The 13,087-nt window shown below is 63.2% G+C and carries 14 protein-coding genes; 11 read left to right on the top strand and 3 right to left on the bottom strand.

All coding sequences use genetic code 11. The features are described from left to right. Window position 1 precedes the first annotated feature (1 nt). From pcaD to AC0L3N_RS11100, 5 genes are read left to right on the top strand one after another with little or no spacing between them, the layout of a single operon-like run. Window positions 2-802: a 3-oxoadipate enol-lactonase gene (gene pcaD / locus AC0L3N_RS11120; protein WP_473547862.1), complete on the top strand. Its 801-nt coding sequence runs from the start codon at window positions 2-4 to the stop codon at window positions 800-802. Continuing rightward, a complete protein-coding gene (pcaC, locus tag AC0L3N_RS11115; RefSeq protein WP_287190959.1) occupies window positions 799-1,197 on the top strand; it encodes a 4-carboxymuconolactone decarboxylase in 399 nt (132 codons plus the stop codon). The genes pcaD and pcaC overlap by 4 nt, the downstream gene beginning before the upstream one ends. Window positions 1,198-1,199: 2 nt before the next feature. Beyond that, window positions 1,200-1,958 carry a protocatechuate 3,4-dioxygenase subunit beta gene (pcaH, locus tag AC0L3N_RS11110; protein WP_473547660.1) on the top strand — a complete coding sequence of 253 codons (759 nt, stop codon included), beginning with the start codon at window positions 1,200-1,202 and terminating at the stop codon, window positions 1,956-1,958. After that, window positions 1,958-2,572 (top strand): protocatechuate 3,4-dioxygenase subunit alpha, encoded by a 615-nt coding sequence (gene pcaG / locus AC0L3N_RS11105; protein WP_473547659.1) that lies wholly within the window; start codon window positions 1,958-1,960, stop codon window positions 2,570-2,572. The genes pcaH and pcaG overlap by 1 nt, the downstream gene beginning before the upstream one ends. Next, window positions 2,569-3,627 (top strand): 3-carboxy-cis,cis-muconate cycloisomerase, encoded by a 1,059-nt coding sequence (locus AC0L3N_RS11100; RefSeq protein WP_473547658.1) that lies wholly within the window; start codon window positions 2,569-2,571, stop codon window positions 3,625-3,627. The genes pcaG and AC0L3N_RS11100 overlap by 4 nt, the downstream gene beginning before the upstream one ends. Before the next feature lie 9 nt (window positions 3,628-3,636). Here AC0L3N_RS11100 and AC0L3N_RS11095 read toward each other — a convergent pair whose 3' ends face one another. After that, window positions 3,637-4,764 carry a Gfo/Idh/MocA family protein gene (locus tag AC0L3N_RS11095; protein WP_473547657.1) on the bottom strand — a complete coding sequence of 376 codons (1,128 nt, stop codon included), beginning with the start codon at window positions 4,762-4,764 and terminating at the stop codon, window positions 3,637-3,639. A gap of 9 nt (window positions 4,765-4,773) precedes the next feature. Beyond that, window positions 4,774-5,451: a GntR family transcriptional regulator gene (locus tag AC0L3N_RS11090; RefSeq protein ID WP_473547861.1), complete on the bottom strand. Its 678-nt coding sequence runs from the start codon at window positions 5,449-5,451 to the stop codon at window positions 4,774-4,776. Between the two features lie 139 nt (window positions 5,452-5,590). Here AC0L3N_RS11090 and AC0L3N_RS11085 point away from each other — a divergent pair, with 139 nt between their 5' ends. Beyond that, complete coding sequence (locus tag AC0L3N_RS11085) at window positions 5,591-6,748, top strand: LLM class flavin-dependent oxidoreductase (RefSeq protein ID WP_473547656.1); 1,158 nt, start codon at window positions 5,591-5,593, stop codon at window positions 6,746-6,748. Window positions 6,749-6,815: 67 nt separating this feature from the next. Next, entirely contained in the window at window positions 6,816-7,361 is a 546-nt protein-coding gene (locus AC0L3N_RS11080; RefSeq protein WP_473547655.1) for a flavin reductase family protein, read from the top strand. A 38-nt stretch (window positions 7,362-7,399) separates the two neighbouring features. Here the strand turns inward: AC0L3N_RS11080 and AC0L3N_RS11075 are convergent, their stop codons facing one another. After that, on the bottom strand, window positions 7,400-8,443 hold the full coding sequence (locus AC0L3N_RS11075; protein WP_473547654.1) for a LacI family DNA-binding transcriptional regulator: 1,044 nt from the start codon (window positions 8,441-8,443) through the stop codon (window positions 7,400-7,402). Window positions 8,444-8,572: 129 nt separating this feature from the next. On the opposite strand from AC0L3N_RS11075, the gene bglB reads away from it, so the two are divergent. Genes bglB through AC0L3N_RS11055 form a run of 4 tightly spaced genes read left to right on the top strand, consistent with a single transcriptional unit; the run spans window position 8,573 to window position 13,006 of the window. Then, window positions 8,573-9,652, top strand: coding sequence for a beta-galactosidase BglB (gene bglB / locus AC0L3N_RS11070; RefSeq protein ID WP_473547653.1), 1,080 nt, complete (start codon window positions 8,573-8,575; stop codon window positions 9,650-9,652). Next, window positions 9,649-9,915, top strand: a complete 267-nt coding sequence (locus AC0L3N_RS11065; RefSeq protein ID WP_473547652.1) for a hypothetical protein — start codon at window positions 9,649-9,651, stop codon at window positions 9,913-9,915. Before bglB ends, AC0L3N_RS11065 begins: the two co-directional genes overlap by 4 nt. Beyond that, the gene (kduI, locus tag AC0L3N_RS11060) at window positions 9,879-10,484 is read left to right on the top strand and encodes a 5-dehydro-4-deoxy-D-glucuronate isomerase (RefSeq protein ID WP_473547651.1); all 606 of its coding nucleotides are present in this window, start codon (window positions 9,879-9,881) and stop codon (window positions 10,482-10,484) included. The genes AC0L3N_RS11065 and kduI overlap by 37 nt, the downstream gene beginning before the upstream one ends. After that, window positions 10,481-13,006, top strand: a complete 2,526-nt coding sequence (locus AC0L3N_RS11055; RefSeq protein ID WP_473547650.1) for a hypothetical protein — start codon at window positions 10,481-10,483, stop codon at window positions 13,004-13,006. The genes kduI and AC0L3N_RS11055 overlap by 4 nt, the downstream gene beginning before the upstream one ends. Window positions 13,007-13,087 lie beyond the last annotated feature (81 nt).

Raw genomic sequence — 13,087 nt, 5'->3', positions numbered from 1 at the left:
TATGAACTTTGCTCGCATTAATGGCGCGACGATCCACTACCGGCATCGTCCCACAGCTGGCAGGCCGACGGTCGTCTTCGCGAACTCGCTCGGCACGGATATGCGGATCTGGAACGAGGTCGAGCGAAGGCTCGCCGACGACTGTACGTTCGTTGCGTTTGACAAGCGCGGACACGGCCTGAGCGAACTGGGTGGTGCGCCGCAAACAATCGAGACCCATGCGACGGACCTTGCAGGGCTGCTCGACCATCTTGGCGTAAAGCGCGCGGTGATCTGCGGGCTTTCGATCGGCGGCGTCATTGCGCAATGCCTTTACAAGACGCGGTCGGATTTGATCGAGGGGTTGATCCTTTGCGATACGGCAGCGAAAATCGGTACGGCCGAGATGTGGGACGGGCGCATCAACGCGGCCCTGTCGGAGGGCATCGCGAGCTTTGCCGACGACGTGATGCGAAAATGGTTCACGCCGGATTTCCATAAGAATCGCGGCGAGGAACTGGCGGGTTATAAAACGATGCTGACGCGCCAGGATCCGGCCGGCTACGCCGCTGCCTGCGCAGCTATCCGCGACGCCGATTTCACCGCGACGACCGCCGCGATCAAGGTGCCGACACTCTGCATTGTCGGCGATCAGGACGGATCGACGCCGCCTGAACTGGTGGAATCGCTGGCTCGGTCAATCCCCGCCGCACGGTTCGAGGTCATCGCCGGTGCAGGCCACATCCCATGCGTCGAGCAGCCGGAAAGGCTCGCAGAGCTGATCCGTGGCTTTCTGAACGACATGCAAAGAGAGCGTAAATGAGCAAATCACAACATGGCGACCGATACGTCGAAGGGATGGCGACGCGCCGTTCGGTGCTGGGTGACGCCCATGTCGACCGCGCAGAGGCGGCCAAGACCGAATTCGACATTCCTTTCCAGGAACTGATCACGGAGGCTGCATGGAGCCATGTCTGGTCGCGGCCGAACATCACCAAGCGCGAGCGTTCTATGATCACCATCGCGCTGCTCGCCGCGCTGAAGCAGGACGAAGAGGTTGCGATGCATATCCGCGCCAGCGTCAATACCGGGGCGACGCGCGACGACATACGCGAGGCGCTGCTGCATGTGGCAATCTATGCCGGGGTGCCGGCGGCAAATCATGCGATGAAGATCGCCAGGAAGACGTTCGACGAAATCGACGCTCAAGCCGGCTAATCATGACCAACGCGCGCCCTCCCGCCAACCGCACGCCGGAAATCGGCGCCTTCTTTCAGCGCGACCGCAACTGGCATCCGCCGGCCCTCACGCCGGCCTACAAGACTTCCGTGCTGCGCTCGCCGCAACGGCCGCTTCTTTCCCTCGACAACACCCTGTCGGAGCTTACGGGGCCGGTCTTCGGCCACAATATTCTCGGTGAACTGGACAATGACCTCATACACAATTTTGCCGGGCCGGGCGAAAGCGCGATCGGGCCGCGCATCCTCGTCTATGGCCACCTGCTCGACGAGCGCGGCATCGGCGTCGCCGGTGCGTTGCTGGAGGTATGGCAAGCCAACGCCGGCGGACGCTATCGACACAAGAAGGAGACTTACCTCGCGCCACTCGATCCGAACTTCGGCGGCTGCGGCCGCACCATCACCGGCGAGGATGGCTCCTATTGTTTCCGCACGATCCAGCCGGGGCCATATCCCTGGCCAAACGGACCCAACGACTGGCGTCCAGCTCACATCCATTTCTCGATCTTCGGGCACGGCTTCGCGCAGCGCTTGATCACCCAGATGTATTTCGAGGGCGACCCGATGATCTGGAGGTGCCCGATCGTGCGGACCATCAACGATCGCCGTGCTATTGAAGGCCTCACCGCCGCGCTCGACATGGAGGCAACGATACCGATGGATGCGCGGGCATACAAATTCGACATTGTACTACGCGGCCGCCGCTCGACGCTGTTCGAAAACCGCATCGAGGGCAACTGATGGTCCAGGCTCTCGGTCGGCTGAAGGAAAGCGCCTCGCAGACCGCGGGACCCTACGTCCATATAGGGCTGACGCCCAACTTTGCCGGTATCTCGGGCGTCTATGAACGCGACCTTGGCACCGCGATGGTCAACGATAAGACCAGGGGCGAACGCATCAGGGTCAACATCCGGGTGATCGACGGCGCCGGCTCGCCGCTGAAGGACGCGCTTGTGGAGATCTGGCAGGCGGACGCCGCCGGCATCTACAATTCGCCCTCGGATCTGCGCGGCTCCGCCGACCCGAATTTTACCGGCTGGGGTCGGCTGCCCGCCGACATGACGACGGGCGAATGCATGTTCGAAACCATCAAACCCGGCCGCGTGCCCTTTTTTGACGGCCGCAAGATGGCGCCGCATTTGACGGTCTGGATCGTCGCGCGTGGAATCAACATTGGCCTTCACACCCGCATGTATTTCAGCGACGAGGAAACGGCCATCGCCGAGGATCCCGTCCTGATGCGCATTGAGCAAAGAGAGCGCGTGTCAACGCTGGTCGCGCCGCGCGATGGCGACATCTATAAGTTCGACATTCATCTCCAGGGAATCAACGAGACGGTCTTCTTCGACATATGATCGCAGCGTTCGACAATCCCCTCCTGTCCGGGCTTCTCGGCGATGAGAAGATGGCGACGCTGCTCGGCGTCGAGGCCGAACTTGCGACGATGCTGCAATTCGAGAAAGCGCTCGCCGACGCAGAAGGTGCACTCGGCATCGTCCCGGCGGCTGCAGCAAGCGCAATCGGACGCGTCCTCGACAACTTCCGGCCGGAAATCCAGGCCCTGAAGGACGGAACGGAGCGCGACGGCGTCATGGTGCCGGAGCTCGTGCGGCAGATCAGGCATGCTGTGGGAGAGCCGCATTCGGAGCATGTGCATTTCGGTGCGACTAGCCAGGACGTGATCGACACGGCCATGATCCTGAGAATTCGCGCCTGTATCGACCTATTGGAAGAACGGCTTTCGGCCCTGATAGTCGCCTTCGCCGATCTCGGCCATCGGTTTGGCGATCGCCCGCTGATGGGCCGAACCCGAATGCAGGCAGCGATTCCGATTTCCGTAGCCGACCGCGTCACAAGCTGGCGCGAACCGCTCGTGCGCCACCACGAGCGGCTTCAATCGGTGCGAGGATCGGTTCTCGTCATCCAGTTCGGCGGCGCCGTCGGGACACTAGAGAAGTTCGCAAACAAGGGCGCCGCCATCCGTGCCGCGCTGGCCCGGCGGCTAAGCCTCGGCGACGCGCCGCAATGGCACAGCCAGCGCGACCGCATCGCTGAGCTGGCCAACTGGCTGTCGCTTGTGACGGGCGGCCTCGGCAAGTTCGGGCAGGACATTGCGCTGATGGCGCAGGCAGGCGACGAGCTCCAACGGGCGGACGGCGGTTCATCGTCCGCCATGGCGCACAAGCGCAATCCCATCGACGCCGAGATGCTGGTGACGCTTGCCCGCTACAACGCAGTCCAATTGTCGGGAATGCATCATGCGCTGATCCATGAGCAAGAGCGCTCTGGTGCAGCCTGGACGCTGGAATGGTTGATCTTGCCGCAGATGCTCATGGCGGCTGGAGCATCGACCTGTGTCGCGGACAGGCTGGTCCGAACCATAGCGGCAATCGGAGGCAAGGTCGACTGATCAGGCGGCTCACGCCGTGGATCTTGCGCTCTCGCAGGCATCGAGTGGGTTGGAAATGGCCGTGCCCTGGTTTGCCGACAATTGTGCGGCCATACCCATGGCGACAGCTTTCCAGCCATCATCCAATGTCACCTCAACCTGCCCTTCGCCTCGCACGGCGGCGCAGAACCGCTGATGCTGATAAAAAGTCGAGCCGTTGTGATCGCCGGCCGTCAACAATTGCGGGTCGACCGGGATCTCGACGGTGTACGGTCCCTGCGGAAAGCGCGGGCTGACGATCAACTGCGGCGTCGGCGCGGCGCCGAGATGAGCTGGCCAGAAGCGGCCGGGACCCGGCACCAGGCATTCGACTTTACCTTGCGCACCGACGGCGCTGATCTCCTCCTGATAGCGGCTGCCCTCTGCATACATGCACAGTTCCAGCATGGCGCGCGCGCCGCTGGCGAAGTCGACCAGCACGTAGCCGCAATCCCAGATATCGGGTGTCTCGCCATCATAACGTTCGTTGAGATGATTCACTTCCTGTCCGGCCGACGCCATGATCCTTACCGGTTCCGATTTCAGAATCAGCCGCATGAGATCGAAGAAATGGCAGCATTTTTCGACGAAGGTGCCTCCCGATCGACGGTTGAAGCGGTTCCAGTGGGCCACCTTGTCCAGGAACGGGTAGCGATGTTCGCGGATTGTCAGCATCCGGATGCCGCCGGTGGCGTTCTGCGCCTGCTCGATGAATCGAGCGACCGGCGGCATATAGCGGTATTCCATCGCGACCCAGACTGGTGCGGCATAGGTCGCGGCGAACGCCTTCACCGCGGCTGCGTCGACCGGATCGGTGAAAAGCGGCTTCTCGACCAGGATAGGCAGCGCACGGATAGCAGCGATTTCCTTGAGCTGCGCGAAATGCACATAGTTCGGACTGGCGATGAGCAAGCAGTCGATGCGCGGATCGGCCGCCACCTCCGCGACCGAGCCGGCGATCGACGCTTGCGGGGTGAGGCCTGCCGCGCGTGCGCGCATCGTTGCGTCGGGCTCGAAGATCGCCGCGACGCCGACATCGGGCAGCAGCGCGATATTGCGAAGATGCTCCTGCCCCATCATGCCGCAGCCGATGATGCCGTAGGAAATGTGCTTCGCCATATCAGTTCCCTATCGCAGCCGCGCGACATAGCGCGCGACGCCATGATCAAACCAGGTCCTGGAAAACTCCGCGCTGGCGCCGTCCTGCATCCAGCCGGTACGCTCGATGAAGCCGGCGGCGGCGCCCGGCGCGAGGCCGAACTCAGGCAGCGCCCATCCCGGCACCTGGCCGACCCCGACGCGGTCCTCTGCACGCAAGATCCAGATGCCGAGCGCCTTGCGGTAGTAGAGATAGAGCGAATCCGACAGTTCTTCGATAGCAATCGTCTCCGCACGGGAACCGTCGAGCCAGATCTCCTCCAGCGCCGCCGGCTTGCCGCCGAGGCTCCGCACCCGCCTTATTCTATGGGCCTCGCTGCTCGACCCGAACACCGGCAGGTCCATCGGTTTCGCCAGCCGATCGACTGACAGAACGCGCGCCGTCGGCAGCCCGCCTCCCTCCAGGAGTTCCAGCCGGAACATGGAATAGACACTGGCCACGTCGGGTTGCGAACGTACGTAGTTGCCGGATCCCTGGATGCGACTGAGCAAGCCCTTGCGCTCGAGATCGCCGAGCGCCTTGCGCAATGTACCGACCGCTATTCCGAGATCCGCCGCCATGTCGCGCTCCGGCGGAAGCTTCTCGCCCTCGATCATCCGCCCAGCCGCGATCTCGCGAATGAGCATTTCGCTGACCTGCTGATGCATCGGAAGCGCGTAGGCGTTTCTGGACGTGCTCAAAGTGTCTCCAAACGCAAAATTGATACACTATTGATCTACACAAAAACGAATGATATTCAACAGGGAAAGACAGTCGCGGCAGCAATTGACGAAAGGAGTGCGGACATTGACGGTCGTTCCGGTGACGTCCGCTGATCTCGACGCTGCTGAAGTGTCGTGGTTTTCCGCTTTGTGCTCCGATGACTTCCGCTATCTCGGCGTACCGGATGGCGCGCTTCGGTCGAGTTGGGAGCACTGCTCCGATATCGTCAAGACAGCCGAAGGACTGGGCTTTCGCAATATCCTGTGTCCCTCGTCCTATCAGGTTGGCCAGGATACTCTGTCCTTCGTGGCGGGCTGCGCTCCGATAACCCATTCGATCAACCTTCTCGCGGCGGTGCGTTGCGGCGAAATGCAACCGATCATGCTGGCGCGCACGCTCGCAACGCTCGACCACATGCTGAAGGGTAGATTGACTGTAAACGTCATCTCTTCCGACTTTCCCGGCGAACTTGCCGACAGCCGCTTCCGCTATCAGCGTTCGCGCGAGGTCATCGAGATCCTGCGTCAGGCCTGGACGCGCGACGAAATCAACCATCAGGGCGAAGTCTACCAATTCGGGAAAGTAACCGCCGACCCGGCAAAGCCCTACCAACAGAATGGCGGGCCGCTACTCTATTTCGGCGGCTATTCGCCCGACGCGCTCGAACTCTGCGGCGCACAGTGTGACGTGTATCTGATGTGGCCGGAGGCGAAGGACGTGTTGGCGCACCGCATGCGTGATGTTCACGAGCGTGCAGCCGCCCATGGCCGCACATTGGATTATGGCCTGCGCGTCCACGTGATTGTGCGCGACACCGAAGCCGAAGCCCGCGAATATGCCGAGGAGTTGGTTTCGAAACTCGACGACGAGCAGGGCAGAGTTATCCGCGCCCGCGCACTGGACGCGACATCCCTGGGCGTCGCGCACCAGGCAAAGAACCGCGCCGGCGCCGACGTACACGGCTATGTCGAACGGCATTTGTGGACCGGCGTTGGCCGCGCACGCTCCGGTTGCGGCGCCGCGATCGTCGGCTCGACCGATCAAGTCATGGGCGAGATCGAGGAATACCGGAAAATGGGCATCCGCGCCTTCATCTTCTCCGGCTATCCGCATATCGACGAGGCCTTGTCCTTCGGCAAGCGCGTGCTGCCGAACATCAACACCTGCTCGCTGCCGCATGCCTATGGCCGGGTGCCGGAAATCACCCCGCCGACTCCGCTCGGAACCGGGGAGCGGCGATGATGATGCTGCGAATGCGCCTCAACGAGATTGAAGCTTCCACCGCAGCCCTTGGCCAGGAGGGCGCCTGATGTACCACTTCCTCAACCCCGAGCAGCAACCGATGAAAAGCTTCGTGCCCGGCCCCGACCGCAAGCGCGAGTTCCGCGACGCGCTCGGCCGGTTTGCGACCGGTATCACCGTCGTCACCACGATGACGCCTGATGGTCCCGTCGGCATCACAGCGAACAGCTTTGCATCGGTGTCCCTCGACCCGCCGATCGTGCTCTGGTCGATCGGCCGGCATTCGAGGCGCTTTGCCGCCTTCGCAGGTTGCGAGCATTTCGCGGTTCATGTTTTGGGCGCGGAGCAGATGGAGCTGAGCCAGCGCTTCGCTCGCGTCGGTCAAGCCTTCGACGGCCTGCCGCACGACCTGAACGATGCCGGCGTGCCGCTGCTGGGTGGCTGCCTGTCGCGGTTCGAATGCGTGCGGATCTCCGGGCATGAGGGCGGCGACCATTTGATCGTCGTTGCCCGCGTAACCGCCGCGACCTTGCGAGACGGCGAACCTCTGCTTTTCTTCGGCGGAGGTTACGGACGCTTCGAAGACGGTTCGAACGTGACCCCATCGATGTAGTGATGGCCTGGCCCGGACAGCGGTGTGAACCATACGTCTCAGGCGTGAACCGGGCCGGTCGACTGGCGTTGCACGATATGGCAGGCGAATTCGATACGGCGCGGCGGCAGGTCCCCGCCGAGATCGGCGAGCAGGAGGTCGAGCGACGCCGCGCCGATCTCGCGCATCGGGATATGCATCGTCGTGAGGGGCGGGTTCTGGAAAGCCGCCTGCGGAAGGTCATCCATGCCCATGACCGACACGTCGGCAGGCACCTCGTAACCCGACTTGCGGATCGCCATCATCGCGCCGATAGCGAGGCTGTCGCCCGCGGCGAGCACAGCTGTGAAGTCGAGGCCACGAGCCTCAATGCGCCGCGCGATCGCTTCGGCCGCAAGCTCCGGCAGCCAGTCCGCCACCTCCACAGCCAGGTCGCCGGCCGCCAGGCCGCGCTCTTGCAGTGCGTCCTGCCAGCCCTCGAAGCGACGCTCGATCGTGCGCCGCCCGCGCCGCATCAGGAACAGGATGCGCCGGTGACCGAGGTCGAGCAGGTGCTGCGTCGCGAGATGCGCCGCCGAGCGGTTGCATGGCGTCAGGCTCGAATGGTGCATCGCCGGGTCGTCGCCGTTTATGAGCACGATCGGCTTGCCGAAACCGCCGGTCAGCGTCAGCACCGCCTCGTCGTCAAGCGTCAGAAACAGGCAGCCGACGACGCTCTTGTCTTGCCTGGCCTCATTGAGCAGCGCGATCTGCTCACCGGCGTCGGCGATGGAGCGCGACACCAGCTCGACGCCGAGAGTTCGTGCGCGCTCGTTCAGTCCGTCGAGCACATAGAAGGTGAACTGGTTGCGGCCATAGTCGATCCTGGCAGCGTTGCTTGCGGCGAGGATCACCTTGCGGCCGGCGATCGAAGTCGCGACCGTGTAGTTCAGCTTCTTGGCGGTTTCGATGATCATCGACCGGAGGTCGCCGCGCACGCCCTTGCCGCCGGCAAGCGCCCGCGACGCCGTGCTGACGGAAACGCCACAGCGCGCGGCGATGTCTTCGAGCCGCACGCGCCGGCTGAGCGTGCCGCGCTTCCCGCTTGCGACCTTCACGACCATCGGCTGTTTCCTCACCAGACCTTCATGCTGCAAAAAAATTTCAGATTGCGCAACAGAAATGCCTGTGGCACCCATTTGCCCGGCATCGCGCAAAACCTGGGAGGAGTAGTGGCGTCGTCAACGAGAGATATGCGCTCAAAGCTCGACCTGCTCGTGCGCGGCATGACGGGCCTGCGCCATGACGGCCGTTTCGACGAGCCCAACCTCGACGGCACGGCCGGCGACTACATCAGCTTCGATTCCTGGGAATGGCCGCAGGGTGTGGGGCTCTACGGCCTCGTTTGCCTCTGGCGGCACAATCGCGACCCCAAGCTTCTGAAGACAATCGAAGACTGGTACGAGCGCCATTTAAGGGCGGGCCTGCCGCCGATGAACATCAACACCACCGCTCCGATGATGGCGCTGGCATTGCTCTGGGGCGAGACACGCGATCCGCGCTGGGAAACGCCTCTCGGCCAATGGACCGAAAGGCTGCTGCGCGACATGCCTCGCACGCCCGAGGGCGGGTTCCAGCACAATGTCTCAGACAAGATCAACGACGACGAATTGTGGGACGACACGTTGTTCATGGCTGGCCTATTCCTCGCTTTCCACGGAAGCGCGGCCGACCGGCAATCTTACATAGACGAAGCTGTTCGCCAGTTCCTCGTCCATGCTCGCTATCTCGCCGACCCGAAAACGGGCTTGTGGTTCCATGGCTGGACATTTGCCGGCCGACATAATTTTGCCCGCGCTCTCTGGGCCCGCGGCAACGCCTGGATCACAGTCGGCATCCTCGACCTGATCGAAAATGGCGGTGTCGGCAAGCCAGTCGAAGCCTATCTGCTCGGCGTGCTGGAAGCGCAGATCGAAGCGCTGCTGCGCCTGCAGGCGCCGTCGGGAGCATGGCACACTTTGCTCGATGACCCGACCTCCTATGAGGAGATGTCGGCCACCGCCGGCATCGGCTATGGTCTCATGAAAGCTGCGCGCCTAGGCTTCGGACCCAAGGCGTGCGGTCCAGCGGGCCGGCGCGCACTCGACGCGGTGCTGGCCAGCATCGACGAGAACGGCGTGCTCGGAAACGTTTCCTATGGCACCCGCATGGGCCATGATCTTCAGTTCTACCGCGACATCCCGATCCAGCCTACCGGCTACGGCCAGGCCCTGGCGATCCTCTGCCTCACAGAGGGGATGATCCACGCCGAAGCTGCCGAGGCGGCGGCATGACGATGCGCGTTCTCTACGGCGCCGGTCCGGGCGAAATCGATGGCTACGGGACGGAGCGGCTACGCGCCGAGTTTCTGGTGGAGCGGCTGTTCGAGCCCGGCCGCATCGCCTTCGCTTACACCCATGTCGACCGCATGATCGTCGGCGGCGCGTGCCCAACCGGAGAGCCGCTGAGTTTCGGCGATGGCGCGGACGTCGCACGCTGCATCTGTTCACCGCGCGCGAGATGGGCATCGCCAATCTCGGCGGCGCAGGAACGGTGAGTGTCGACCAGCAGCGCTTCGCGCTGGCCAACCGCGATGTGCTCTATGTCGGGCGCGGCGCCAAACAAGTGACGCTCGAAAGCGACAGCGCCGCGAACCCCGCCTGGTTCTATATGAACTCGGTTCCGGCCGGCGCAGACATCAAGCATCGGCTGATCGCGAAATCCGAGGCGAAGCCGCTTGAACTCGGCGAGGAGCGACGCGCCAACAAGCGCACACTGCGCATGTACATTCATCCGGAAGTCGCGCCTTCCTGTCTGCTGCTGATGGGCATCACGGATCTCGCTGCGGGCAGCGTCTGGAACACCATGCCCCCTCACCTGCATGAGCGACGCATGGAAGCCTATCTCTATTTCGATCTCGCGGCGGAAGATCGGGTGGTCCATCTGATGGGACGGCCGGACAATACCCGCCATCTGATCGTGGCCAATGGCGACTGTGTCATCTCGCCGGCCTGGTCGATCCATATGGGCAGCGGAACCGGCCCCTACGCCTTCGTCTGGGGCATGACGGGCGAGAACCAGGCCTATAACGACGTGTCGCCCGTGCCTGTTGAGACGCTGCGATGAACACCGTGGAACCGATCAAGCACGATCTTACGCTGCGCCGGCCGCTCGCATTCGGCGGCCCCGTCGTTTACTGGCTCATCGGCCCGACGTCTGAGCAGCGCTACGATGTTGCAGATCAGCCGATGCAAGGGGAGATGGATCCCTTCTTCTTCCTGACCAAGCACAAGAATTTCATCCCGCACGAATATCCCTGCCGAACCGAGTTTGCCGCCGAACGCCGCGGGAAACGGCCTAAGCCGCAGGGAGTGTTCGAGCCGGACCGTGTTTGGCTTCCGTTCGGCTCGCCGCGCGTCGACCTGTCGGGCTTCTGGTTCCGCCCGACCGTGATCGCCACCTGGGCAAATACCGTGCTCGACGCAGGCTCGGACGGCCGGGCGCGGCTGCGGCTGCGCACCTGCGGCGGCGCGGTTTTGTTCGTCAACGGGATAGAAGCCGGCTGGATGGCGCCCTACGGGCGCAATCTCGAGGCTTCTCAGGATTTCGAGGTCGATCTCGTCGCCGGCGCCAACGAGATCAGCATCTGGTTCGACGATCTCGCCGAGCGTGACGCACGCTACTTCTTCCAACTCGACTATCTGTCGGGCCCAACTGCCGAACAGGTCTTGCCCACGACCGTCAAGGGCGACGTCGCGGCGGCCATGGAAGCCGCTCTTGAGGCGATGCATTTCGAGCGTCCATTTTATTCCGGCGGCGAAGTGGCGCTGGTGACGGATGTCGCGCTGCCGGTTGCCGTGGATGTAGCGATCGTGATCGAGGGCGACTTCATGTCGATCGAAGCGCCCGTGATCTTCCGCCGCCGCATCGAAGCGGGGGCAAGACGCATCACTATTGCCGCCACGGAAGACCTTCCCGCCGACTTCCGGCATTTTGCCGTATCGCTCTCATCTTCAGGCTTTGTTGCCCAGCGGGTCTTCGGCGTGGAGATCTGTCATGCGGCGCGTCAGGGTCGCGCGCCTGCCATCCTTGCCGACAGGATCGGCGAAGCCCTGGAACAGGTCTCCAATTTCGCGGAGGCCGATACCGTGCGGGCGCTGGCGCGGCTGGCGACGGGCCGCGGCGGCGTCGAAACCGACGCCATCATTGCTGCTGCACTGCCGGCGATCGAGGATTGCCACGACTGCGCCGATTTCATCCTGGTTCCACTGCTCTGGTGCCGTCGTGCCTATGGCGACTCGATCGCGGTCGATCTCCGTCACCGCATTGACCAGGCGATCCTCAATTACCGCTATTGGATGGATGAGCGGGGTAACGACGTGCAGTGGTACTTCTCCGAAAACCATGCGCTTCTGTTTCACACCGCGGCTTATCTCGGCGGCCATCTCTTGCCCGATGCCCGCTTTGTCCGCCCGGGGCGCACCGGCGCGGAGCAGTCGACCGTGGGCCTTGCGCGCGTGCGCGCTTGGCTCGATCATTTCGAGGAATGGGAAATGGCGGAATTCAACTCCGCCCCTTATTTCCCGATCGATCTCAAGGGGTTGACGATCCTATACGCGCTTGGGCCAGATGCCGACGTCCGCCGGCGCGCTGGGGCTGCGATCAACCGCCTGCTCGAGATCGTCGCCCGCTCGGCTCAGCAGGGCATGCTTACCGGCGCGCAGGGACGCTCCTACGAACACACGCTGCGCGCCGCCCGTTCGCTGGAACTTTCCGGCATTGCACGCATGCTGTGGGGCAAAGGTTTCTACGGCATGCGCTTCCATGCCCTGCCGCAGCTTGCGCTCTGCCTGCGCGACCATGGGCTCGACGTCCCGCAAGAACTGACCGGAATCGCTTGCATGGCGGGCGACGACGCGCAGGAATGGTGCTTCGCGCAGGGCCAGAACCGGATCGCCAAGCTCTACCACTACAAGACCCGCGATTTCGCCATGGGAAGCGCGGCAGCCTATCGCTGGAACGAATGGGGTTATCAGGAAACGGTGCTGCACCTGCGCCTCGGCGGCAATCCCGACGCGCAGATATGGATCAACCATCCGGGCGAGACGATTCATTCGGGCTATGGCCGGCCATCCTACTGGGGCGGCTCCGGATCTCTGCCGCGCGTGCATCAATACCGCGACTTGGCGGTTGTGCTGTTCAGCTGCGCTGCCGAGCAACCCGATTTTACCCATGCCTGGTTCCCACAGAGCGCGTTCGACGAAGTGTGGGTCAAGAAAAATATCGCTTCGGCGCGCGGCGGCGATGGGTTCGCGATGCTGAAGGCCGACAGCGCCTTCGAGCTCGTCGGCCGCGGGCCGACCGCTGGAAACGAGCTGCGCGTGCCGGGCCATCAAGCCGCATGGATCATCCGCTTGGGCCGGCGCCGGCAATATGGGTCGCTGGAGGAATTCGAGGCGCAGTTTTGTCAGCTCGCGCTCGGCCATGGAAAAAACGACCTTCTGCATGTCAATGACCCGGAATACGGCGACGTGCTGTTCCATCCGGATGGCCGCATGGAGGCTGAGGATCGTGTCATCGATCCGGCCGACTGGCAGGTCACGGGCGAAGCCACGTTCTTCACAGCCGGCGCCATCGCAACCAGGTGAGGATCGGATCAAAAGGAGCCCGACAAGCAGTTCGGACAGCGACAATCAAGCGGTGAAGACCGCAAAAGCGGAGGAGTGAAC

The organism is Mesorhizobium sp. WSM4807 (assembly GCF_055811615.1).
Note: the sequence above shows the minus strand (reverse complement) of the source record. Positions and strands in the feature narration are given on the sequence as shown.

What these genes read in the sequence shown, in the direction of transcription:
- AC0L3N_RS11100 (WP_473547658.1), top strand. Translation starts at nt 2,569, where the DNA reads ATGATCGCAGCGTTCGACAATCCCCTCCTGTCCGGGCTTCTCGGCGAT.
- kduI (WP_473547651.1), top strand. Translation starts at nt 9,879, where the DNA reads ATGGGCATCGCCAATCTCGGCGGCGCAGGAACGGTGAGTGTCGACCAG.
- pcaH (WP_473547660.1), top strand. Translation starts at nt 1,200, where the DNA reads ATGACCAACGCGCGCCCTCCCGCCAACCGCACGCCGGAAATCGGCGCC.
- pcaG (WP_473547659.1), top strand. Translation starts at nt 1,958, where the DNA reads ATGGTCCAGGCTCTCGGTCGGCTGAAGGAAAGCGCCTCGCAGACCGCG.
- AC0L3N_RS11055 (WP_473547650.1), top strand. Translation starts at nt 10,481, where the DNA reads ATGAACACCGTGGAACCGATCAAGCACGATCTTACGCTGCGCCGGCCG.
- bglB (WP_473547653.1), top strand. Translation starts at nt 8,573, where the DNA reads ATGCGCTCAAAGCTCGACCTGCTCGTGCGCGGCATGACGGGCCTGCGC.
- pcaC (WP_287190959.1), top strand. Translation starts at nt 799, where the DNA reads ATGAGCAAATCACAACATGGCGACCGATACGTCGAAGGGATGGCGACG.
- AC0L3N_RS11090 (WP_473547861.1), bottom strand. Translation starts at nt 5,451, where the DNA reads ATGCATCAGCAGGTCAGCGAAATGCTCATTCGCGAGATCGCGGCTGGG.
- AC0L3N_RS11065 (WP_473547652.1), top strand. Translation starts at nt 9,649, where the DNA reads ATGACGATGCGCGTTCTCTACGGCGCCGGTCCGGGCGAAATCGATGGC.
- AC0L3N_RS11075 (WP_473547654.1), bottom strand. Translation starts at nt 8,443, where the DNA reads ATGGTCGTGAAGGTCGCAAGCGGGAAGCGCGGCACGCTCAGCCGGCGC.
- AC0L3N_RS11095 (WP_473547657.1), bottom strand. Translation starts at nt 4,764, where the DNA reads ATGGCGAAGCACATTTCCTACGGCATCATCGGCTGCGGCATGATGGGG.
- pcaD (WP_473547862.1), top strand. Translation starts at nt 2, where the DNA reads ATGAACTTTGCTCGCATTAATGGCGCGACGATCCACTACCGGCATCGT.
- AC0L3N_RS11080 (WP_473547655.1), top strand. Translation starts at nt 6,816, where the DNA reads ATGTACCACTTCCTCAACCCCGAGCAGCAACCGATGAAAAGCTTCGTG.